This is a genomic window from Gimesia sp., from assembly GCF_040219335.1.
In the GTDB taxonomy this organism is placed as follows: Bacteria; Planctomycetota; Planctomycetia; order Planctomycetales; family Planctomycetaceae; genus Gimesia.
This window is the reverse complement of the sequence record NZ_JAVJSQ010000017.1, coordinates 1-21,106: the sequence shown is the minus strand read 5'-3', so window position 1 is coordinate 21,106 and position 21,106 is coordinate 1. Positions and strand designations below refer to the sequence as shown.

Sequence of the window (21,106 nt, the reverse complement as noted above, 5' to 3'; positions counted from 1 at the left end):
CGTCGATGATGTCCCAGTCGAAACGTAGTAGATTCTTTAATGAGATTGTCATCAGGCCCTTGGGATTAATAAGACCCAGAAAAGGCGAGTGAAGGGCTTTATCCAATTAAGTAAATCGATCTACGGTACCAACCGATTTCACTTTTCACCTGAGCTTAGATTGCTATAGAAGCGTTATGCCAGAGGAGATGAATCAATGCTTCATGATTTGTAATGTCAAAAGCAATGATGAATCCTCAATCGCTTTTACGGAATGAGTCTCGCCACCATTCAGGAAAGTTAAATTCCCTGGAACCATGTCAAGATCCTTTCCCTGAGTAGAAAACTGAACCCGACCTTCCAGGCATTGGACAGTGATAGGACCTGGACTGGAATGAGGGGATATTTCTTTTCCTTTCTTCATGATCAGGCGTATTATTTCAAGCTTGTCTGTCTTGGCTAGTGTATGAGTCTTAGTCTCTGAAAGCTTTTGTTTCAGTGGGTCGATTTTAATGATTGTTCCAGATTCTGCATGTGGGATAGCCATATATGACACCTCTATTGAATGATTATTTCGAGAATTCAGTGATACCTATAAACTTAATCGAACTAGTTCGATTGTCCCCAAATAGGGCCGACCTCCATACCTCCCGTGGACTGCCAGATATTGTGTCCTTGCTCAATCGCGCGCGAGTCAATCAGTCGTTTCTCATCCGGCGTTAAAACTTTGTCAGGAATGGGGGGCATCCGTTGATAGATTCGACTTCCGGTCCATTCCAAAGCGAGAAATGGGAATACTAACACTGTTGCAAACGCTACCCATGCGCGATTCATAGCTCGCCGTCGTTTATACTCTGGAAGTGTTTCCCAAGCAGAATACGGGTCGTCGAATCTGCATTTGTGATCAACACCATTTTATAAATATTGTTGACAAAAAGGTGACTCATATCTATATTCCGTAAAAGATGTATCTCTTATACATGTTTATTACAGATCAGGATTGAAAATGCAACTCACCGTGCAAACTGATTACGCGTTGCGAACTCTGATGTACCTGGCGTCTCAAGACGAGCGGGTCACGGTCGCAGATGTCGCCACCCTCTTCCAGATTTCAAGTAATCATGTGGCGAAGGTAGTCAATCAGCTATCACGCTTTGGATATATCCGCAGTGTTAGAGGGTTAGGGGGAGGAATTGAACTCGCAACCCCTCTTGAAGAAATACGTTTGGGAGAAGTGATCGAACGCTTTGAAGGTAGCTTGCACCTCTTGGATTGCGTTGGGACTGATAATGTCTGTGTGATTCAGCCATTCTGTAAGCTTAAAGGGGTTCTGGCAGAGGCCGAACGGATTCAACTGGAGTATCTCAACAGTGTTACCTTGGCTGGTGTTGCCCTTTCAAAGCAACAGTTGTTGAATTTAACTTAATCATATTCTGGTAATTGCATTGAAGTTGAAATTAATCTTCATCTGGTAGGAAGAAAGGAAGCCTCATGCTCAAGACAGGAATTGTTACAAGCCTCGCAGTGACTATTCTGTTTCTCTTTACTCTCGATTTAACAGGCCAAGATCAAAAGATTGGAAAAACGTCTGACGAGCCGACTGCTCAAGAGCCTGGACAGCCTTCAAAGTCCGCGGTTAAACGGACTCGTCAAACCGTCAAAATGCTGGATGATATCTATAAACAGGCGATTGTGCTTATTACAGATAAGTATGTAAATGACGATGACGACTTTCCTGCAGGCAGCGCGGCGGTTGAGTTATTTAAGCGAGTCGGCAAAACAGGCTTTCATCATGTACGCCTTCTGGATGTGACAGGTGAGCCTTACGAACCCCAGAATGTGGCCAAGACCGAATTCGAGAAGCAAGGCGTTCGAAAACTCAAATCAGGTGAACCTTACTATGAGGAGGTAATCATCAAAGAAGGGCGGCCCTACCTGCAGGCGATGACGCCTGTTCCCGTGGTGATGAAAAAATGTGTCATGTGCCACCCTCACTACAAGGATGTGAAGGATGGACAACCGATAGGAGCGATCAGCTATGAGTTACCAATCAAGTGAGTCTCTCCATAAAGATCCGGAGGCTACGCAGTTTCATTCTGAATTGCACACACTCATAAATGCATTCGGAGACGCTGTTATCAGTGTCGATCGTGATGGGCGGTTTGTCCTCTGGAATCCTGGAGCCGAGCGCCTGTTTGGATATACGTCTACTGAAGCACTCGGAGAGTCGCTGGATCTGATTATCCCTCCGCAATCGCGCAAAGCACACTGGGAAGGATTTTACAAAGCCATGCGCCTGAATCAGACTCGTCTGGGAAGCGATTTGATCCATGTCCCCATGTTGCGCAAAGACCAGACTCAGTTTCCGGGAGCGCTGACCGTTGGCGTTGTGAGAGATGAAAATAAGAGGATTGTGAATATCGGTGCGATTATTCGAGAGGATACTATTCGCCAATACGATCAGTAATCATTGTTGATTTAATAATTTGGATAAGAATTCAAAAGGGCTGTGAAAGGTGGCCAACGTGTTAATACCGGCTAAGCTCTCTTACGGCTAGTCAATGAATAGATGATGGTAAGCGGTGTCGAATATCGAAAAGTGGATAGAACCTATCCGCGATAAAACTCCTATGACTAACTATAGATTCCATGTTTGTTCAGTGCATATTGATGACCTCGTCACCCATGAGACGGATAGTGTTGTTTGGTGTGACACTTATGTACCGCCAGGCAATTTGAGAAATGAGCTCTGGTGGTTGCCAGGATTGAATCCAAACCGTGAATTACAAGAATGGTTTTCGCATCATCCAGAGCTCTGGTATGAATTCCGTCGACGATATCGCTGTCAACTAATATCACAGGTTTCATTATGCGAACAGCTCAGAAGTTTAGCCTGCCAGGGCTTGCTGATCCTGGTCTATCAGAGTGGTTCAGCAAATCAAAACCTGGCGACTGTAATCGAAGATCAGCTGATTCATTTAGAATGCCAGCATCGCTGGAGCGCGGGACTAATGATTGGCGGCCACACATTTCCTGTACGTAGTGAGATTATCGCGCTGGGAGGTCTATGGTATACGAAACATAAAACCTGGATGATGCCTGACAAACAAAGCTGGAGGTATATCGTAGATTTACTCCCTGGTGATTTTTAAGGGGATGATATGTTCGGAGCCATTCTTTAAATTTTGAATTGAGAAATCAGAATATGAATAAAATTAGACTGCTGCTTTTTGTCGGATTTGGGTTGCTTTATCTCAGTCTGGGGCAGGGGAGACGTTCACTGCCCATCGTACAGGCGGAAAAGCCAAATGACAAAGCAGCGCTTTCAACATTGAAATCTCTACCGACGACAATCGGTGAGGCGCAAATACGCGCTCGGATTCTACATGAGACTATTCATGGCGCACTGCAGGTAATACACCGCGATTTTTTTCAGGAGGATGAGAGTCGAGTGATCCCCTCACATTCTCTGGAAGATGTTTTTAAAGAGCTGAACCGTGCTCATGGGGTAAAGATTCGCTGGCTGGCTGTAAACGCGAAGGCGATGAACATTGACAACGAACCCAAAACTGAATTTGAGAAAATGTCTGTCAAAGAATTGTCAGTGGGTAAAGCCAGTTATGAACAGGTAATCGATGACCAATTCCATTACACCGGAAAGATCCGACTACCATCCCAGTGTTTGAAGTGTCATCTTCCGATGCGTCGAGATAACCGAGATCGCGTGGCGGGATTAGTGATTTCTATGCCCGTAAAATCACATGGCAAAGCTGAATAATCCTATCTTCAGTTTATCTAGTTTAGGCTGCGCTGTTTTGATGACAGACTCAGCAAAAAGAAAGCTTTTCTCAGGTAAGTGACAGTTAGTGGTTATGTACGTCGATCTGAAATTTCGGATTACAACAGAAGATTCAGTCCCCGTTGATCATGGATATCATCTGTATGCTGCTCTTTCAAACCTGGTCCCTGATTTGCATCAGAAGAACAAAATCGGTATTCACTCATTGCGCGGTAAATATCTCCAGAATCATCACTTGAAGTTACGGACGGGCAGTAGTCTGGTGCTGAGAACCCCGGTAGAGCAGATCTTTCAGTTCTTATGCCTGACGGGAAAAACGATTCAGGTGAATCAGGCAAAGATACGGATTGGAGTCCCTCAAGTGACTGCTCTGCTTGCTGCCCCTACACTTTGGAGCAGACTGGTAATAATCAAGGTAGCGGGGCAAAATGCGGCTCAGTTGGATGCCTTATCATTTCGAGCGTCAATAGAAAAACAGCTCTCTAGCTATGACGTGAATCCTGAAGGCAAGGTTGATATTCGAAAACGACGTACTCTAAAAATTAAAGATAAAGTAATCGTGGGGTATGAAGTCTTGTTAGAGAATTTGACTGAGGAAGAATCTTTCCAGGTGCAGATCATGGGGGTCGGTGGAAGGCGGCATATGGGCTGTGGTTTATTCACTGCATATCGACCGCGGAACAAAAAGATGGTAACAGATATGGATGAGACGATAGGGGCAGGGCGGCTATGGAATCGATAAATGATTTAAAAACGATTGAATTAGAGCTCCATGCACCGGGGATGTCTCCCCTACATCGTGCGGGGCTGGGCGGTTTGGCCTGCACGCTTCATGCATGGCAAAAGGGAATGTATTCAGGAGCAGGTACTAATTGGGATTATCCCTTTCGCTTTGAGATCAAGACTGACTCTATCACGTTGGAACTTTCTGAACCTCAGCAGGCTGCAAATGCGCTCCAGAAACTCTTTGAATTCGGGTTTCAAATCAATTCCGACGGTCTTATTTTTCTGCCTGGGCAGTTTCATTCTCCTCCGGATTCAGCATTTTTGGCAGATTTACAGGCCGGTTACCTTCTGACATTTTTGCAACACGGGACTTCGCGAAAATTGGCAAAAAACGAATCGCAGGTCTCTCATCACTTACCTGATGGGGGAAGCTGGGAGGTACCTGTGGCTTATCGAAAATGCTCCTGGTTCAAGCAGCAGTCTGGCTGGAAAGATCTGATTGATCAACACGGGCGATTTCAGACTCAACCGATAAGAATCGACAGCTCAATCTATCCGGGAGCATCCATCCGTCATTTTGCTTTCAAGAATCAAACTGCTATCAAAGAACCATTAAAACGTATTCTGCCACTGTATTTTTCTCTGGTAGGTTGTCTGGCAATGGCAGTGAATCGAGGTGTTGGAATACTGCTCGTACCAGAGGTAAAAGATTTGCATGAATTTATTCAGCAGCGTCCCCGACTAAATCCACAACATGCCAGCGAATGTCGCGTGTTGAATTCTGCCGATGCGATTTTACAGGCTAAAACGAGGGTCGGTGCGAAACTGGGAATCAATTCAGTCACATTTCAGCCCACTCCCTGGGCCCTTCAAATTAAGTCTCGCGTTAAGACCTGCGAAGTTGCAGCATTGGATGATCTGACAATCAGCCAGTTTCAAATCGTGTATGACGCGCTGCGGCCTCGAATTGTTGCATTAGAGTCAGACCTCAATAGATCCAGTTCGAAGCAGACAACCGTTAAAGCTTTTCAATCTGGATATCGGGTCGACAGTATCATGCGATCCCTGATAGCAGAGAATCTGATAGATCGGAAACCCTGGTATTCAGGGTTTTCGAGCATGATGTCCAAAACTAATCCTAATACTGGCAGACTGTTTCGTGATCAGGTCATGTATGAAGCCCAGGGGCTGCATCAGCTCATCTCCACTCCCGGAATTTGGGGCCGAGATGAAGAGCGATTGCTGGTTGGCATGATTCAGAATGCAGTAACAGGTCTGCTTTCCGGGAAAAGATCAGGAGCAATCCATTCAGCAAGACGGTCTGCCCCATCAACCTGTGGATGGGCTTATGAGAAGATACGACTCAAACTAGCCAGGACGCAATGTCAATCACAGTTGCGGTCTCTGCTCAGCCAATTGTTGAATCAAAGTAGATCTAAAAAAACATCATCTACGGAATACAACCAATGTCTGGCATTCATTAATGAAGACTGGCTACGTTGTCGCGATTTAAGTCTGCTGGCTCTGGTTTGTTTTTCTGGACGTGTCAGTGAAGAACAGAAACTGAAACAATCTGCCTGAATATTTAAGAACGTGGAGACTGGGTATGTCCCTGCATGTCTATGCTAATTTTGTAACACCCTATGGGACCGCTGCTAATAATCGGGCGGAAACCGATGGTAATATCACAACTTTACAAAAAATTCTCTGGCTGGGACAGCCGCATTCTACCGTGAGCGCGGAAGCGATACGTTTTTCACTGCGGAGACGTCTGGCAGATCTGGAAGACTCAGGTACGAATCGACGCTGGAATGAGACTGAACGCACCAATTCCTGGGAGGATCCGGAATTTCGAGGATGGGATACTGACTCTGGCAAAACCTATATTGATGATGACCTTTTGGGGTATATGCGGGCTGAGGCTGCCAAAACCGAAGGTACTACTTCTACCAAAGTCCGTCGTGCTGTACTGGAACTGACTCGAGCAGTCTCTTTAACCCCCTGGAACGGTGACGTCACATTCAATGCTGCCAGTCCAGGAGCGACACCAGCGGCGGTTCGTGGTAAGGATAAATTCAAACATCCGGTTCCTTATGGTTGTGAAATGCATGCGACGCGATATCAGTACGGCATGTCACTGACACCGGAAAGTCTACGGGAAAAGTCCAGGGCAGCCTCCGCCATTGAAGCATTGTGTCACCTGGGGACAGTGGCAGGTAATCAAGGTCGATTCTTATATGACTTCTCTCCCGATGCCGTTGTATTCCGGTTGACCCACGATCCGGCACCTCGAATTCTTTATTGTTTCGAGTCGAACGATCACGGGAAGACTGTTTCCGTTGATCAGCTCCTTGCACGCCTGGATTCTGGCGATATTCAGATTGAAGAATTGATATGTGGCGTCAGTGATTTCGAATCTCCCCTGTATCAACAATTGAAAAACAGGGGCCTCGAAACGATGGGAGTGAAAGCTGCGTGTGCCTCCGTGCTTGATAGAATGTCGAAGCTAATAGGAAACGAGGCCCAACCGTGATTGGAGTTCGTGTAACTGTGCCCATCTCCTGTTTCCGGAAAGGATACGCGCGGGAATATCTGGAAACTCATCTTTTACCACCACCGGCAACGTGTTACGGATTCCTGTTATCGCTGGTTGGCGAATGTGATCGGCAGCGACATATCGGCTGTCGAGTGACTGCAGGACTTATTTCCGCGCCGGTGAAGAGTGTTGTCTTGAGAAAAGTCTGGCGAGTTAAAAATCCACGTCCTGAGGCGCGTGAGAATATTCGTCCCGATTACCAGGAATTATTGTCTAATTTAGAACTGGTACTATGGCTCGATTCAGCAGAGGAAGATCGGAGTAGACCGACTCTGGACAAACGCGTCTGCTCTACGCTGGAATATCCGGAGCACACACATCGTTTTGGTGGACTTTCTCTAGGAGAAAGTACCCATCTGGTCAATGACGTTTCGGTTATCAAGGAAATATCAAAGTTGAAAGGAGATTTAGAAGCGACCATGTTCCTTTTGGATGCTAGAGGAGAACAAACCTTGCCGGTTTGGGTAGATCACGTGCAATCTACCAATACGCGTTATGTCACTGGGACTATACAAACACGAAATCTGAATACGCTTTCACGTGACGAAATTCCGATGATCATCCCGCCCTGATGAATCATGGCTTTTTGGTGAAGCATTTATGCTGGTATCCATGGGATGATGCCGACAGGCGTTGAGTATAATGGTGAAATCCTGAATGTTGATCAAGTCTATTTTATATGAGATGCCGTCAGGCGTTGAGCATTCAAAGCAGGTTTATAAAACTCCTTGATAATATATTAGATGCCGTCAGGCGATGTACATGAAATGGGGGGGACAACTCTGTCCAAGATGTAGTCGATTCAGCTATCTAGTTCTTCGTGAGTCAAAAATGAATTCTCCAAATCAAAGCGATGTGATTGTTATCGGAGGTGGTCCAGCCGGCGCCACAGCATCCACCCTCGTGGCACAACAGGGATATTCTGTCAAATTATTGGAACGTGAACCAACTCCTCAGTATCGGATTGGTGAATCACTGATCCCCGAGACATACTGGACATTTAAGCGTCTGAATATGCTGAATAAGTTAAGAACCAGCCATTTTGTCAAAAAACATAGCGTTCAATTTGTGAATTCATCCGGAAAGTTATCAGCCCCATTTAATTTCTTTGAACACAACCCACACGAATGCTCGCAGACCTGGCAGATCCGTCGGAGCGAATTTGATGCAATGATGTTACAGAATGCCCAGGAGCAAGGGGTTGATGTCGCCCAGGGGGTGAGAGTTCTAGATGTGCTGTTTCAGAATGACAGGGCTATTGGTGTTGTTATTAAAAATGCTGAAGGACGACGCGAAGAACTTCTCGCGAGAGTGGTTGTGGATGCAAGCGGCCAAAGTTCTATGATACTGAATAAATTTAAATTACGAGAACCTGATCCAGAGCTGAATAAAGGTGCTATCTGGACGTACTATGAAGGGGCTTACCGGGATGAAGAACCAAACGCAGGCGCCACGATTGTACTTAGTTTAAAAAACTCGAACGGCTGGTTTTGGTATATCCCGCTACATGAGAATACCGTGAGTGTTGGAGTTGTTGCAGACTTCGACTACCTGTTCAAAGAAAGACAGGACCATGCAACTACTTTTCAGGAAGAATTAATCAATTGTCCGGTTGTAAAAGAACGACTCTCGCTGGGAACTCAGGTAGCGAAGGTCAGGGCAACCAGGGATTTTACTTATCGCTCTAAACAGGCTGCGGGAAATGGTTGGGTACTCGTTGGAGATGCTTTAGGGTTTCTTGATCCCCTCTATTCTTCAGGCGTTCTGCTAGCTCTAAAGTCAGGCGAATTAGCGGCGGATGCGATTGTCGAAGGACTCAGAAAGAATGATACTTCGAAAGAGCTGCTTGGAAAGTGGGCTGAGGAGTATTTCAAGGGAATGAATCGTATGCGCCGCCTCGTGGTTGAGTTTTATAATGGCTTCAACTTCGGTGAATTTGTGAAATGTTATCCACACCACAAAGGTAACGTCACAAATCTGTTGATCGGCGATTTATTCAAGGACGAGCTGGATCAGGTATTCCTCGATATCGATCGAATGAAATCCAAAGATATGTAACCCTGGTCATGATGGGCCGAGAACATAGGCCCGTTTTAACAATGCCTACTAACCGTATCTCATAGATCCCTGGCCAACATTTAGCGAATGTTCCAGGCGCATTATGTGAAATCTCAAATCTCGCAGATATCAAAGGGTAAAATTGAGAGCCCTATCTGTAGCTATCAGTCTTAATTTAACTTCATCATAAAATTCTTAAGACTCAATGACCGAACACGAATCAACTCAATCACCGACAACTGAGGGACTGACTGTTTCACCCTCACTCGACTTTGTCGCCGAGGCAGCACAGATTCCCCCTGAGACAACGCCCATCAATGTGCGCACACTGCGAATTTGCAGCCTTGCAATCGTGTTGGGAGCCGTTGCAGCATTTGTGGCTTTGTGCCTGACGTCTCTGATAGGGTGTATTACAAATCTCAGTTTTTATGGCAAACTGAGCACTTCATTCATTTCTCCCGCTCCAGCAGTACAATATTTAGGGCTTTGGGTTGTCTTCATACCTGTGGCAGGTGCTTTGATTGTTGGGCTCATGGCCAGATATGGATCCAAGGGAATTCGAGGTCATGGTATCCCAGAGGCAATGGAACAGGTTTTAACCAATGAAAGCCGGATTCCAATGCGTTTGATGTTTCTCAAACCACTTTCAGCGGCGGTTTCGATTGGGACTGGGGGCCCCTTTGGGGCAGAAGGCCCCATCATTGCTACAGGAGGGGCCTTGGGTTCGGTCATCGGCCAATTTCTGGAGTCTACTGCTACAGAACGCAAAACCTTGTTAGCGGCCGGAGCTGCAGCGGGAATGGCGGCCACATTTGGTAGCCCGGTATCAGCTGTGTTGCTGGCTGTTGAATTATTACTTTTCGAATTTCGTCCTCGCTCCATTATCCCTGTTGCTCTGGCCTCCTCGACTGCAACCGGGATGCGAATTATGCTCGAAGGGGCTGAACCTGTATTTCAGATGACTGATATCCAGGCACCTGGAGGGGCAGCCTTAATCAGCTACATTTTGATCGGGGCCGGCCTGGGCTTGTTTGCTGTCATTATTACCCGGGCTGTGTACGCTATTGAAGACAGCTTTGAACGTCTACCGATTCACTGGATGTGGTGGCCGGCCATTGGTGCCTTCGCAGTGGGAATCGTGGGTTACTTCGCCCCAGATACATTGGGGGTCGGATATTACAATATCAGTGATATGCTTTCCAATAATCTTACTGTTCCAACAATTTTGTTTCTATGTATCATGAAATTCATTTCGTGGTCGATTTCCCTGGGAAGCGGCACCTCGGGAGGAACACTCGCTCCTCTGTTTACCATTGGTGGCGGAATTGGAGCGGTTTTGGGAACAGCATTTAATGCGGCAATCCCGGGAGTGGGGGTCGATGTGAGGATCGCTGCTTTGGTCGGTATGGCGGCGATCTTCGCTGGGGCTTCACGAGCCATGCTGACCTCAGTCGTGTTCGCATTCGAGACTACCTTGCAACCACTCGGATTGCTGCCTCTCTTAGGCGGTTGCGCGGCTGCTCATCTGGTCTCGAGTTTCTTGATGCGTAACTCGATCATGACTGAAAAAATTGCCAGAAGGGGCATTCGTACTCCAGAAGATTACGAAGCTGATCTTTTGGAGCAAGTACATGTTTCCAGCATCATGACAAAGGATGTTGTTACATTACAATCGAATAATAAGATCGCTGATGTCCAGGAATGGCTTGCAACAAGAAGCAATCATACGTCCCATCAGGGATTTCCTGTCGTGGACGATCACGGTGTCACAGTAGGTGTGTTGACCCAACGAGATGTATTGACTGCCGATGCTTCATCAGATCGTACTCTGGATAAAATTATCAATCGCCCACCTTTATTCGTCTATGATGATTGTACAGTTAGGCAAGCTACAGACCACATGGTTAATCACGAAGTAGGTCGTCTTCCGGTGATACAGCGGTCGAAGAATGGTGAATTGGTTGGGATTATTACTCGAAGCGACATTTTGTCAGTTTTTTATCGAAGAGTAAATGACACTCAATTACAACAACCGATCTGGCGTTCGGGGGCGCAAGACAGACTTCGATAATCGCATTAACGATGATTAAAAAAATGAAACAAAGTCTCACTGCTCTTGATGTGGTTCCGATCAAGGGCCTTTAAAGCCTTGAGCTTCGCTTTAACTGTAGGAATGAGTACGAAAATGGATCAAAAGTTGCTGGACTATCTCCAGCGGATTCTTAATGCCCGGGTTTATGACGTTGCGATCGAGTCGCCTTTAGAGCTGGCAACCAAATTGTCGGCTCGCATAAAGGATCAGATGTCTACGGAGCCGAACGAAAACTTTGGAACGCTTTTTGTTTGTTCGATCGTTCGAATCACAGGATTTGCTCTTCTTTAAACATATGCGGGTTAAGTTCCTCGCAGAGCAGGTCAAAAAAATCAGCGAGCAAAAGCAACCATGCATGCTGATCTCCGTGGACTGAGAGAACCTTGGCAATCAGGTGTTTGACTCGAGGTAATTCTTGTTTCAGGTATTTATAATGAGTTGATTCGATCTCATCACACGTTCCTGTCAGAGATAACGTAGCAAAGTTACTTTCGTGTTGATTATGATTGTGAGAAACAACACCATGAAGTTCGCCGAGTACGATTTCCGTATCAACCTGTGCCGACCTGCAAGCCTCTTTCAGTGAGCGTTCTCCACGACAGTAGTATTCGATCAAATGTTGCTCAATGATGCGTGAAATTGCAGGATGATTGGATATCCCGTCTCCTACTCTATCTCTCAGAGTCATCATCTTTGTCTTTTACCTCTATTTTACAAACGGCTGCAAATTCCGACTTGGTGTCCTTGAGGATCTGGCTGATGTTACTCCGGTCTTTGTCGCTGAGATGAGCATACTTTTCGATATCTTCGCCGGTTTCATTACCTTCGAGGATTTGCTTTAATTTTCTTAGAACGCGGTTACGAACTTCATCCGGTAATCCATCAAAGGCTTTCGAGTAAATCATATAACTGCACGGATAACGGAACATACGTGATTTCAAATCGAAGTCGCGCAAGGATCGATGTTGTGAGTCACGAACGCCACGGCTTTCAAAATCTGAAGTAAATGCACTTGTACCTTTGACTGGTGAGGTCAGTACGAATTCGTCGCACATTAACAGATGTTTGAGCACACGGTCAGCAGCACTGTCGATTCGACGCTCGCTCGATTCACTCAGCAGTGTTTGGGAACGCTCAAGCAGCCTATTCATACTCTCGGACTGATGAATCGCGCGCCGCGTTTCATAGTTGGCCCACGCGATGGCATTGTGCATCTGTGTCTGATGCTCCATCACCATCAGGGCCACGATATCACTGTGTGGACTTGGATAAGGAACGGTGGAGACCAGTTCGTTCAATGTCTTCAGATTCGCACGTGTATTACGGTCGATCTGCTCTTCACGATTCTTAATCGTGGTATTGCCCATATGTCGCATACCGCCATGGGTTCCCGTGACGTACCATCCTCCCCATCTGTCTTTGAAGGGACTGTTATGGCCGGTGGTGAATGTCCCTTTCCCGAATTCCGGCATTCCGTCAGGTTTGGCAAAAACACTGCGAATCAGGTAACCTGGCACATTTTGAGTGCGATTGGAAGAATGGCACGTCAAGCATTGTCCTTGGTCACGAATGAACTGTGGTCGTAATGTTGCTGACTGTTCTAGTGTGTAAAATGTTGCTCCTTGTCTGGCATCCGTCGCTGCAAATTCGATCACACCACCTTTTTGTACATAACCTACATATACCTCTTCGTTGAAGTAAATTGCACGAGGGCGCTGTGGTGAAATACGAGAACGCTGCATGCTGGTTTTTGAAAAGACAAGCGTTTGTGAGCTGACAGGGATGTCCAAAGCTTTAAGCACGGCGGGTAGAAATCCTTGCGTTTTATCATATTGTAATTTCGCTTCACCAGATTCTACACGTCGTGCCAGTATCGCAACCGGATCATTGACTTCAGTCTTGTTGTAATTAATGGGAGAGGCACTGTAATTGTCGAATTGCGCATGAGAGGTTTGGGCAAAGCTGTGCAATACCAAGATGACAAACGCGCTAAAATACCATTTCGAAAGTACATGAATCGCGATTGGAGTGTGTCGAGTTTCAATCGCGGTGTTGCCTGAATGTGTTTGGGAATTAAAAATCATGAGGAACATATTCTCCTGCAATTCCTGGCTCAGACGGACAGTTCAGAACATTAGTTCTATCGTGAAGTGGTATGTATGAAAAATCATAGGTATAACTTCTTCTAGAATATCTGCTCTGGGAAACTTGGTGTGTATTTCCTGCATCCCGGTGTGCCTGGGGAGGGTTGTTGACGATTGGGGGGAGGGCAAGGGGCGTCTGACCGGTGGATTGTACGCTGATGAACAGTATCGTATTACCAAGGCATAAACTATCACCTAATGGTATAGAATACAATTATGCATGTCAAGGTGTAGGATTGTGGGTTCGTTGGAGCGACTTCAAAAACACACTCGTGTGTGAGGGCAACGGAAGAAGTTACAATGACTTGAATAACCTGCAAGTGATATGCGACGGGTTGAATTCCGGAACCTATCGGCCAGGAGACGTTCCAGGACGCTTTCACTGCTCAATCTCCTTTCCACATCAATGTACATCTTCCATGTATCTTTCCTGGTTACTTTGGGAGCCCATTGATAAATTGAAACGTAACGAGAAATAACTGGTGAAGGAACGGTGATTGGCAGGCGGAAAGGTCACTCGAACATACGACACCACTCGCAATTACTCGGCATTCTTGGTGAAGCTGCCACTATTTCTGGGGAACTTCACTAGGTATGCATCACAACTCCTGATGCATCATCCCGTCTTCCATTTCATATATTGTGTCAAAAACGTCCAAAGCTCTATGATCGTGTGTTACAACAATTACCCCAGCCCCTCGAGTGTGAGCCACTTGTGCGAATAATTCCATCACTTGTCTTCCTCGCTTACTGTCCAGTGCTGCAGTAGGTTCATCTGCCAGTATCACATTGGGTTGATTTGCAAGAGCTCGCGCAACAGCAACTCGCTGTTGCTGGCCTCCTGAAAGCATCGAAGGCAGATTATCTGAACGTTCTCCAATTCCGAGTTCATCTAGCAATTGCTGAGCTTTGTCTTGCGATTCTCGTTTAGAGTTACCATTGAGTTCCAGGGAGATTTGCACATTTTCAAGAGCGGTTAAAAACGGAATCAAATTTGATTTCTGAAAAACATATCCTATATGCTGGCGCCGAAATGAACGAAGATTAGTTTGGCTTTGCTGACCTTCCATGACTAACTGCCCTCCAATAATGATAGTCCCTGAGGTAGGAGGGTTGATCAGTCCAACAGCAGTAAGAAAAGTGGATTTACCAGAGCCACTGGGGCCTAGCAAGGCGGCAATTTCACCACGCTTCAACTGAAGTGATGCATTTTTCATGGCGATCACTTCGGTATTACCACTACCGTAAACTTTCGTCAGGTCGATTGCTTCAATTGCAAAATAATTATCCATTTTGTTCTTACTAAGACAGAGCTTCGTTAGGAGAAACACGCATTGCTTTCCAAATCCCCAAAAGGCTCGACGCAATAGAAATAAGGAGCACAATAACGCCTAGTTGATATAAGTCCGATTCAACAAGAATTACACGACGGGGAAATAGAGGAAAGATTTTCTTTCCCAATAGATAGGCTATCCCAAATCCGAGAACCCCAAGCATAAGAGCTTGTTGCATAATCAAGCCCAAAATGACACTATTGGGAGCCCCGATCAATTTGAGCAATGCAATCGAATGCAGCTTGTCCAGTGTTAATGTATAAAGTATCAACGCCATAATGACAGCTGCTATAACCGTCAGAAGAATCTTGAAGAGTCCAATCTGGCGTCGAATCTTTTCGACACTCCCCTTCAGTAACAGCTCTCGTTGACCTGATTTTGTGAAAACTGAAACGTCTCCCCAGCCGGAAAAAATTCTAGTGATTTGGTCCAGATCTGCCCCAGGAGCGAGAGTTACCATGACTGCAGTTAGCTGAGGTCGAGAAATCGCTGGAAGTTCATTTGAAGGTCTTTCTGCCAGATCCAGATTAGATGGTTGCTGGAGTCCCATTTCGCTCCGTTCACCACGTGCTTTTCGTGAAGCCCTTTCCAGTCGGACAGCTTCGCCTGCTGCATCAGACTGAATCGACTGCGCATCTGCAACTGTGAAAAAACCAATTCCGTCCCCATTGGAACTGATCATGCTTTGTGAAATACCAACAACCAGAAAAGAATCTTTTCCTAGCTTGATCGTTTCGCCTAGTTGAAGGCCGAGTGACTCGTCTGCAATCATCTCAAAGTGATTCTGGCCCAGCGGGCGTCCTGATTTCAGTGGTATCCATTCGCCCTTGTCTGTAGGCCAACTTAATCCTAATACAGCGATACGCAATGGCTTATCATTTCTTACACGTTGAATTGTGTGGTAAATGAAATCTCTGGTCGACAGAACGCCAGGGACTGATAAAGCGCGTTGGGTAAGATTCGATGGGACTTGAGACAGTTCTGCAAACGGACCTCTTGTATGTTTCTGCACAATCCAGAGATCAGCTCCAATCTTATCAATGAGCAGGGTCGCGTCCTCTACGATTCCGCGATAGATCCCTCCCATACCCATGACAACCATTAGAAGCATCCCGACCCCAAATGTAGTCAGAGCGAAACGACCAAGATTATGTCGTATATCCCTTGTGGCTAGATTCATGGTGTTATAATTTTTCGATTATTTTTTAAACCATTTTTTATATCCGTAGCAATGACAACACTGTCTCCCGTTTTCAGTCCTGTGAGAACCTCTACAGTATCCCGATTACGTAGCCCCACTTCTACTGGTTGCCAGACAGCAAAGCCGTTTTGATTTAGATAGACTCCATCCTCACCTCTTTCTTTTTTCAGAAATCTGGTAGGCAGCTGGATCACGTTTTTCTTTTCAGCTGTTTTAATATAGACTTCGGCACGCTGGCCAACAGCCCAGTTTTGGGGTAGCTCAAGAACTCCAACATCTACAATGAATTCTCTTGTCTCACGGTCTGCCTCCAGTCCCAGACGGGTGACTTTTCCTGGATAAGTATGATGTGGTTCTGATCGGAATAATACTCTTGCTGGTTGCTCGGGTTCGAGATGAGCTATCTCTGTCTCGTCTACCCACGCGCTGATCCACAATTCGTCAGTGGCAATGATACTTAAGATGGTACTCCCAGGGACCGCCACGTCTCCAGGTTCTCGAGTTCGTTTGACAACGATTCCGGCAAATGGTGCTTTAATTTCCGCATCTTGCAGCCTTGCTCTCTGATACGCTAATGTTCTCTCTGCTGTAATTAGTTCTTTTTTCCCTTCGATGATAGAGGCCTCTGATTGGGAGACCCCAGCGACAGCAATTGCTAATGCTTCAGCAGATTGATCTACCTCAGCCTGGCTTGCCGCACTCTTCTCGAACAGGGATGTAATGCGATTGTGGCTTTTAGTTGCCTGTTTGAATACTGCCGTTGAGCGATCTCGATCTGTCTCAAGTCGATCAATTGCAGCTGCACTTGCTTCGACCTGCGCTTGAGCAATAGCTACTTGTTGCTTTAGTTCTTCGTCATCTAGTCGTACAAGAAGCTCTCCGTTCTGCACGCGATCCCCCTGATCGACTAAGATCTCTTTAATTCTCCCTGAGATCTTAGGGCTAATCCTTGTGGAAACACGTGCTTCCAGAGTCCCTGTTCCAAGAACTTCGGAAACCATTGGCCCCCGTGAAATCTGATGTTCAATTACTGTTACAGGAGCATACCTTAGCCAGAAAACCAGCCCAACTATGATCAGTACAATGAGTGATATTTTTAGTAAGCGCCTGCTCCATATATTGCTGCGAGTCCGATTATTATTCATCAGGAACGGCACCTCATACTCTGGCTCAATACTTCATGGATTGGTGGTTGCAAGGATGATTCTTCTGTTGATTTGATTATAGAAATAATCGTACATCATCAAAATGAATATAACGGGAGTGCAAAGCAGACCGGTTCCCCTGGGATTTAAGATGGCAGATAATTCTCGGAGTACCACTTCAAATAGTCTCTGCGTAAAACAGGAACCAAGGTAAGTGCTCCAATCGTCAGATATAGTATCCTCAGGGGAGGTCCTCACAGTCTGTTTTTTCATGTAAATACATCAACACGACAGAGCCCGGAACGCTCTGAAATGTTTAATGACTCTCGACTTGATTATTACCTGAAAAATCACAGAAGTAAATCAACGATTTCATGAGTCATCACCCTCAGATCTACTGACATGAATACCAAGCGAAGTCAGCGTGAAACTGAGACTAGCTTTATCTTCTTTACATTCTTCCCTGGTGCCAATTGGATCTTGGTATTATTCCAGGTAGGCCGTTGTCTAGGAGGCACAATATTATTTGATGTTCCAATTGGTTCAATCGGGATACCTGGAAACTTTGTATCCAGTTTCTTATTTGAATTGAGATCACAATAGACGAATACTGAATAATCACCGGGAACAAGTTTATCAAACGTTACGACTGATTTGCCCGCTCGTGACTTTCTGTCAATTATTGAGTGATACCCCTTCCATTGCTTTCGATCAGATGTGGCCATTTTAGGAGTGAAGGCTTTGGGGTCTTTGAACAAAATGACAGTAGTAATTGCTCCTTCTCTGGGAATGCTGCTCACCTCAACTGCAAGACTCGACTGATACTCTTCAGCATAGCTTGTTTGGCCCAACAAACATGTCGTGAAAATGGTTAAACAAATGGAGTGATTCAGTAATCGGATCTGCATAGTACATTCTTTCCTTAATTTCAATGTCAACAAGGACTTTGGGGCAATAGCGCACACCAGAACGTTTCCCCGCCAAACCTCATTAAAATATGCACAAATGAACAATAATCATGCCTGAAGTAGGATGATTGTATCTAAAGTAGTCCGATAGGTCAAATTCAAATTTAAAATTGAAATTTGAATTCACGAGGACAGGGTAGATGGAAAAGTCATGAAGTGAAAACCCGAGACCATGCATATCAGAGGTATGAAATTACTCGAATTCAAGAGATTTCACTGCGTTGCTACATGGTAATATTTTCAAGCATCGCCTGACCTATATATTGGTCAGGTCTAGCCTTGTGGCCGGACGACCCTGATATGGGAGAATTCAACGATTTTCTATCGAGTCTTACATGTATCTCTTATTTCACTACTCGTTTCACGTTTGAGAGCTATTGTTTTGTTGATATGATCAGGAAGCTCTGACAAACATTTCTCAGAAAAGAGCTCAATTGTATTTCCGAATACATGAACGGGCTTTATTTCATGCGTATAAAAACTGAGGGTGAATTGAATGAAGAAAGGCAAACAGAAAATTACCCCAGCGAAAAATGAAGGAGGAGTGTCATCCACTCGCCAGAAAATATTAGAAGTTGCTGGACAGGTGTTTGCCGAAAAGGGGTTTGATCGGGCAACCAGCAAGGAGATTACGGAACTGGCCAACACGAATGCGGCTTCTGTAAACTACTATTTTGGGAGCCTGGAAGAGCTATATAAGGCCGTACTTCATGAAGCTGCATCTAGATTAATCACTACTGATTCTATTAGAAGTGCTACCGAGGAAAAATCTGACCCACAGACAAAGTTATATGCGTTCGTGGAGGTTTTTGTCCAAGCCCTTACTAGTCCGATTTCTTCTTCTTGGGTATTGCGCGTCATTAGTCGAGAACTTGTCCATCCAACGTCAGTTACTGCATCCTTTAAAGGAAAAGAGAGGGTCGAGAGGATATTTATTCTTAAAAGCATTGTTAGCGAATTGATGGGATTACCAGCGAATCATCCCGCAGTGGAACGAGGATGTTTAAGTATCATCGGTCCGTGTTTTATGTTACTTATTTGCGATCGACCTTCGCTTCAGGAGATGTTCCCCAACCTCGGTTTCGCACAAAAAGATGCTACGGCTCTGGTTAAACATTTGGCGGAATACGCACTCGCTGGAATTACATCCATTGCAAATGATATAGAAACAAAGCAATTGAAGAAATAATCTGACTTTATCATTCGAAGATCATGTCTGATTCCTTCAAGATCGCCTTATCCAGTTCCGCATCTGCCAGCAGCCGCTTTAAGCGTGCATTTTCCTTTTCCAGGTCTTTGAGACGTTTGACCTGGTCGGTACGAATTCGACCGTAATCCTTACGTCAGCGGTAGTAGTCTGGCCGGCGATTCCCAGTTGTTTGCAAACCAGGCCAATCGTCTTACCATGAGCCAGTTCGACCTCCGCTTCACGAAGCTGCTTAATTATCTGCTCAACAGTAAATCGCTTTTTCGGCATTTCTCCTTCTCCCAAACCGGAATTCGATACGATCAAGATCGATGTGACTTACTGCAAAGAACATTTCGGCGTGCTGATCAAGTCGTACGAACGATTTGTGGCGTATATCAAATTCAAACGCAAGTCATTTCTTCATGCTCAAAGCATACGCGTCCGTACCTAAAAGATCGACAACAACAGTCCGCCACGGCAGGACCTGCTCAGGCTAATGTCAGTTCTTTCAGAAGGTTTTGATATAAAAGATTAGTGGTCCATTTAACTTAACGGATCACAGACTATTTGTACCTGACGTACAAAAAACAACAGAAAGTTTTTTCGCATCCCAGCTTGTATATGACCCTCTACAAGGGAGGATGCGAGAGGACTTTCCGTTACTTTTTTGAGTTGTATGTTACTCTGAATTCAGAATTTGCGACGACGTGCTACCCAAGTCTTTGTTCGGGAGTGCAGGCCGACTCAAACCCATCCTTGTTTTTAGCGTCCAGCAGAGGAGTAGGTGACTTTACCATTTCTGTAGTACGGATTGAGTTTAAAAAAATTGAACTACGGCACCAGAAAAGCTGTGGACAAAAAATGAGGATGCTGAGTTCGGTCCGGGATAGCTACCTCTGAGAAATTCTAGTCGCAATTTTAAAATCTGGTTTGGTATAATAATTTTGTCCAGTGAAGCAGAGTTCGGCTCTGCGGGGACGCAACCGAACAAGGAATAACTGGACCGACGATGCGCCGAAGCGCGTACGGTTTCCGATGAGGCCACTCCTGATCGGAGGCCGTTTTCCTGATGATCATGTTTCGTTTCGGACATCGGAGTGATGCCTTAAAAATCCAAGCTTGCTTTCTCCGCATTACGGTGTGCGATAGATAAAAAAAATGCATGAGCCGGGATCAGTCCGTCAGGACGATCCCGGCTCATGCTATTTGTCTGTTTGAGTAGATCTATTTTTCTTGACTGGGCGGTACAGTTCTTCAACAAACATCATCACATCCTTTTCAATTAACATGCGGCGTTCTCCATCGGGAACTTGATCCAGGGATAATGAGTCCGTGAATCCAATTTCGTCGTAGACTGCCGTGAGGCCATCTCCTGCCTTCGCTCTCGCAGCCGAAGGAGTTCTTCGTTGTTCCTGCCGATACTTACGATCCAGATCCGTGAATTTTTTTGCCATCAGCATAGGTTTGGCATATCGGTAAGGTTCATTCTGTTTGAGCATCTGCCAGGCGATGGTTACCAGTTTTCGTGCTAACGCCATGATTGCTACCTGACGTGGTTTGCGTTTCACCAGCCGGCGGTAGAATGCTCCCAGTGGACCTGGGTGACGCGATACATGCTGGCAGGCCTGCGTCAGCAACCAGCGGCAGTGGGGATTTCCCATCTTTGTAATTCTTCCGTGATAGCACTTATTTCCTGACTGTCGTATTGATGGAACGAGTCCCAGATAAGAAGCAGCATGATTGCCATCACAAAAACGCTCAATATCACCGATCGCAGCCAGTAGTCCCACAGCAACGACATGGCTCACTCCAGGAAGTGTCATCAGGAGTCGGACTCTGGGATCATTTCGAGCAATCTCAACGAGACGCTGATCG

At 45.7% G+C, this 21,106-nt stretch carries 22 protein-coding genes; 12 read left to right on the top strand and 10 right to left on the bottom strand.

Annotated elements, in window-relative coordinates:
* Positions 1 to 193 precede the first annotated feature (193 nt).
* Together RID21_RS14660 and RID21_RS30715 are read right to left on the bottom strand one after the other, a co-directional pair.
* On the bottom strand, positions 194 to 526 hold the full coding sequence (locus RID21_RS14660; protein WP_350190039.1) for a cupin domain-containing protein: 333 nt from the start codon (positions 524 to 526) through the stop codon (positions 194 to 196).
* Between the two features lie 62 nt (positions 527 to 588).
* A complete protein-coding gene (locus RID21_RS30715) occupies positions 589 to 726 on the bottom strand; it encodes a hypothetical protein (RefSeq protein WP_502892618.1) in 138 nt (45 codons plus the stop codon).
* Between the two features lie 259 nt (positions 727 to 985).
* On the opposite strand from RID21_RS30715, the gene RID21_RS14655 reads away from it, so the two are divergent.
* The 11 genes from RID21_RS14655 to RID21_RS14605 all read left to right on the top strand — a co-directional run bounded on the left by RID21_RS14655 (position 986) and on the right by RID21_RS14605 (position 11,229).
* Complete coding sequence (locus RID21_RS14655; RefSeq protein ID WP_145442686.1) at positions 986 to 1,405, top strand: RrF2 family transcriptional regulator; 420 nt, start codon at positions 986 to 988, stop codon at positions 1,403 to 1,405.
* 65 nt (positions 1,406 to 1,470) lie between these two features.
* On the top strand, positions 1,471 to 2,037 hold the full coding sequence (locus tag RID21_RS14650; RefSeq protein ID WP_145442687.1) for a c-type heme family protein: 567 nt from the start codon (positions 1,471 to 1,473) through the stop codon (positions 2,035 to 2,037).
* Positions 2,018 to 2,446, top strand: coding sequence for a PAS domain-containing protein (locus tag RID21_RS14645; protein WP_350190037.1), 429 nt, complete (start codon positions 2,018 to 2,020; stop codon positions 2,444 to 2,446). Before RID21_RS14650 ends, RID21_RS14645 begins: the two co-directional genes overlap by 20 nt.
* A gap of 115 nt (positions 2,447 to 2,561) precedes the next feature.
* Positions 2,562 to 3,131: a DUF488 family protein, N3 subclade gene (locus RID21_RS14640; protein ID WP_145442689.1), complete on the top strand. Its 570-nt coding sequence runs from the start codon at positions 2,562 to 2,564 to the stop codon at positions 3,129 to 3,131.
* Positions 3,132 to 3,184: 53 nt separating this feature from the next.
* Positions 3,185 to 3,757: a c-type heme family protein gene (locus RID21_RS14635; protein WP_350190035.1), complete on the top strand. Its 573-nt coding sequence runs from the start codon at positions 3,185 to 3,187 to the stop codon at positions 3,755 to 3,757.
* Positions 3,758 to 3,851: 94 nt separating this feature from the next.
* On the top strand, positions 3,852 to 4,520 hold the full coding sequence (gene cas6 / locus RID21_RS14630) for a type I-MYXAN CRISPR-associated protein Cas6/Cmx6 (RefSeq protein WP_350190033.1): 669 nt from the start codon (positions 3,852 to 3,854) through the stop codon (positions 4,518 to 4,520).
* On the top strand, positions 4,508 to 6,085 hold the full coding sequence (gene cas8a1, locus RID21_RS14625) for a type I-MYXAN CRISPR-associated Cas8a1/Cmx1 (protein ID WP_350190031.1): 1,578 nt from the start codon (positions 4,508 to 4,510) through the stop codon (positions 6,083 to 6,085). The genes cas6 and cas8a1 overlap by 13 nt, the downstream gene beginning before the upstream one ends.
* Before the next feature lie 25 nt (positions 6,086 to 6,110).
* Complete coding sequence (cas7i, locus tag RID21_RS14620) at positions 6,111 to 7,037, top strand: type I-B CRISPR-associated protein Cas7/Cst2/DevR (RefSeq protein ID WP_350190029.1); 927 nt, start codon at positions 6,111 to 6,113, stop codon at positions 7,035 to 7,037.
* Positions 7,034 to 7,672, top strand: a complete 639-nt coding sequence (gene cas5 / locus RID21_RS14615) for a type I-MYXAN CRISPR-associated protein Cas5/Cmx5/DevS (protein ID WP_350190027.1) — start codon at positions 7,034 to 7,036, stop codon at positions 7,670 to 7,672. Before cas7i ends, cas5 begins: the two co-directional genes overlap by 4 nt.
* A 259-nt stretch (positions 7,673 to 7,931) precedes the next feature.
* On the top strand, positions 7,932 to 9,158 hold the full coding sequence (locus RID21_RS14610) for an NAD(P)/FAD-dependent oxidoreductase (RefSeq protein WP_350190025.1): 1,227 nt from the start codon (positions 7,932 to 7,934) through the stop codon (positions 9,156 to 9,158).
* Between the two features lie 205 nt (positions 9,159 to 9,363).
* Positions 9,364 to 11,229, top strand: coding sequence for a chloride channel protein (locus tag RID21_RS14605; RefSeq protein WP_350190023.1), 1,866 nt, complete (start codon positions 9,364 to 9,366; stop codon positions 11,227 to 11,229).
* A 289-nt stretch (positions 11,230 to 11,518) separates the two neighbouring features.
* Here the strand turns inward: RID21_RS14605 and RID21_RS14600 are convergent, their stop codons facing one another.
* The 6 genes from RID21_RS14600 to RID21_RS14575 form a co-directional block, all read right to left on the bottom strand.
* Positions 11,519 to 11,941, bottom strand: a complete 423-nt coding sequence (locus RID21_RS14600; protein ID WP_350190021.1) for a DUF542 domain-containing protein — start codon at positions 11,939 to 11,941, stop codon at positions 11,519 to 11,521.
* The gene (locus RID21_RS14595; RefSeq protein ID WP_350190019.1) at positions 11,922 to 13,334 is read right to left on the bottom strand and encodes a hypothetical protein; all 1,413 of its coding nucleotides are present in this window, start codon (positions 13,332 to 13,334) and stop codon (positions 11,922 to 11,924) included. The genes RID21_RS14600 and RID21_RS14595 overlap by 20 nt, the downstream gene beginning before the upstream one ends.
* A gap of 659 nt (positions 13,335 to 13,993) precedes the next feature.
* Positions 13,994 to 14,686 carry an ABC transporter ATP-binding protein gene (locus tag RID21_RS14590; protein WP_155366370.1) on the bottom strand — a complete coding sequence of 231 codons (693 nt, stop codon included), beginning with the start codon at positions 14,684 to 14,686 and terminating at the stop codon, positions 13,994 to 13,996.
* Between the two features lie 10 nt (positions 14,687 to 14,696).
* Positions 14,697 to 15,908 carry an ABC transporter permease gene (locus RID21_RS14585; RefSeq protein ID WP_350190017.1) on the bottom strand — a complete coding sequence of 404 codons (1,212 nt, stop codon included), beginning with the start codon at positions 15,906 to 15,908 and terminating at the stop codon, positions 14,697 to 14,699.
* On the bottom strand, positions 15,905 to 17,074 hold the full coding sequence (locus tag RID21_RS14580; protein ID WP_350190015.1) for an efflux RND transporter periplasmic adaptor subunit: 1,170 nt from the start codon (positions 17,072 to 17,074) through the stop codon (positions 15,905 to 15,907). Before RID21_RS14580 ends, RID21_RS14585 begins: the two co-directional genes overlap by 4 nt.
* 419 nt (positions 17,075 to 17,493) lie before the next feature.
* Positions 17,494 to 17,982 carry a DUF2141 domain-containing protein gene (locus RID21_RS14575; RefSeq protein ID WP_350190013.1) on the bottom strand — a complete coding sequence of 163 codons (489 nt, stop codon included), beginning with the start codon at positions 17,980 to 17,982 and terminating at the stop codon, positions 17,494 to 17,496.
* Positions 17,983 to 18,538: 556 nt separating this feature from the next.
* Between RID21_RS14575 and RID21_RS14570 the strand changes: the two genes are divergently transcribed.
* Complete coding sequence (locus RID21_RS14570; protein ID WP_350190011.1) at positions 18,539 to 19,231, top strand: TetR/AcrR family transcriptional regulator; 693 nt, start codon at positions 18,539 to 18,541, stop codon at positions 19,229 to 19,231.
* A gap of 78 nt (positions 19,232 to 19,309) precedes the next feature.
* On the opposite strand, the gene RID21_RS14565 is transcribed toward RID21_RS14570, so the two are convergent.
* Both RID21_RS14565 and RID21_RS14560 read right to left on the bottom strand, forming a co-directional pair.
* A complete protein-coding gene (locus RID21_RS14565; protein WP_350190009.1) occupies positions 19,310 to 19,519 on the bottom strand; it encodes a hypothetical protein in 210 nt (69 codons plus the stop codon).
* 914 nt (positions 19,520 to 20,433) lie between these two features.
* On the bottom strand, positions 20,434 to 21,106 hold a 673-nt coding region (locus tag RID21_RS14560; RefSeq protein ID WP_350190007.1), incomplete at its 5' end, for a transposase.

Bases quoted from the DNA above. Each gene is read 5' to 3' on its own strand.
- RID21_RS14660 (WP_350190039.1), bottom strand. From the start codon at position 526: ATGGCTATCCCACATGCAGAATCTGGAACAATCATTAAAATCGACCCA.
- RID21_RS30715 (WP_502892618.1), bottom strand. From the start codon at position 726: ATGCCCCCCATTCCTGACAAAGTTTTAACGCCGGATGAGAAACGACTG.
- RID21_RS14655 (WP_145442686.1), top strand. From the start codon at position 986: ATGCAACTCACCGTGCAAACTGATTACGCGTTGCGAACTCTGATGTAC.
- RID21_RS14650 (WP_145442687.1), top strand. From the start codon at position 1,471: ATGCTCAAGACAGGAATTGTTACAAGCCTCGCAGTGACTATTCTGTTT.
- RID21_RS14645 (WP_350190037.1), top strand. From the start codon at position 2,018: ATGAGTTACCAATCAAGTGAGTCTCTCCATAAAGATCCGGAGGCTACG.
- RID21_RS14635 (WP_350190035.1), top strand. From the start codon at position 3,185: ATGAATAAAATTAGACTGCTGCTTTTTGTCGGATTTGGGTTGCTTTAT.
- cas6 (WP_350190033.1), top strand. From the start codon at position 3,852: ATGTACGTCGATCTGAAATTTCGGATTACAACAGAAGATTCAGTCCCC.
- cas8a1 (WP_350190031.1), top strand. From the start codon at position 4,508: ATGGAATCGATAAATGATTTAAAAACGATTGAATTAGAGCTCCATGCA.
- cas7i (WP_350190029.1), top strand. From the start codon at position 6,111: ATGTCCCTGCATGTCTATGCTAATTTTGTAACACCCTATGGGACCGCT.
- RID21_RS14610 (WP_350190025.1), top strand. From the start codon at position 7,932: ATGAATTCTCCAAATCAAAGCGATGTGATTGTTATCGGAGGTGGTCCA.
- RID21_RS14605 (WP_350190023.1), top strand. From the start codon at position 9,364: ATGACCGAACACGAATCAACTCAATCACCGACAACTGAGGGACTGACT.
- RID21_RS14600 (WP_350190021.1), bottom strand. From the start codon at position 11,941: ATGATGACTCTGAGAGATAGAGTAGGAGACGGGATATCCAATCATCCT.
- RID21_RS14595 (WP_350190019.1), bottom strand. From the start codon at position 13,334: ATGATTTTTAATTCCCAAACACATTCAGGCAACACCGCGATTGAAACT.
- RID21_RS14590 (WP_155366370.1), bottom strand. From the start codon at position 14,686: ATGGATAATTATTTTGCAATTGAAGCAATCGACCTGACGAAAGTTTAC.
- RID21_RS14585 (WP_350190017.1), bottom strand. From the start codon at position 15,908: ATGAATCTAGCCACAAGGGATATACGACATAATCTTGGTCGTTTCGCT.
- RID21_RS14580 (WP_350190015.1), bottom strand. From the start codon at position 17,074: ATGAATAATAATCGGACTCGCAGCAATATATGGAGCAGGCGCTTACTA.
- RID21_RS14575 (WP_350190013.1), bottom strand. From the start codon at position 17,982: ATGCAGATCCGATTACTGAATCACTCCATTTGTTTAACCATTTTCACG.
- RID21_RS14570 (WP_350190011.1), top strand. From the start codon at position 18,539: ATGAAGAAAGGCAAACAGAAAATTACCCCAGCGAAAAATGAAGGAGGA.
- RID21_RS14565 (WP_350190009.1), bottom strand. From the start codon at position 19,519: ATGCCGAAAAAGCGATTTACTGTTGAGCAGATAATTAAGCAGCTTCGT.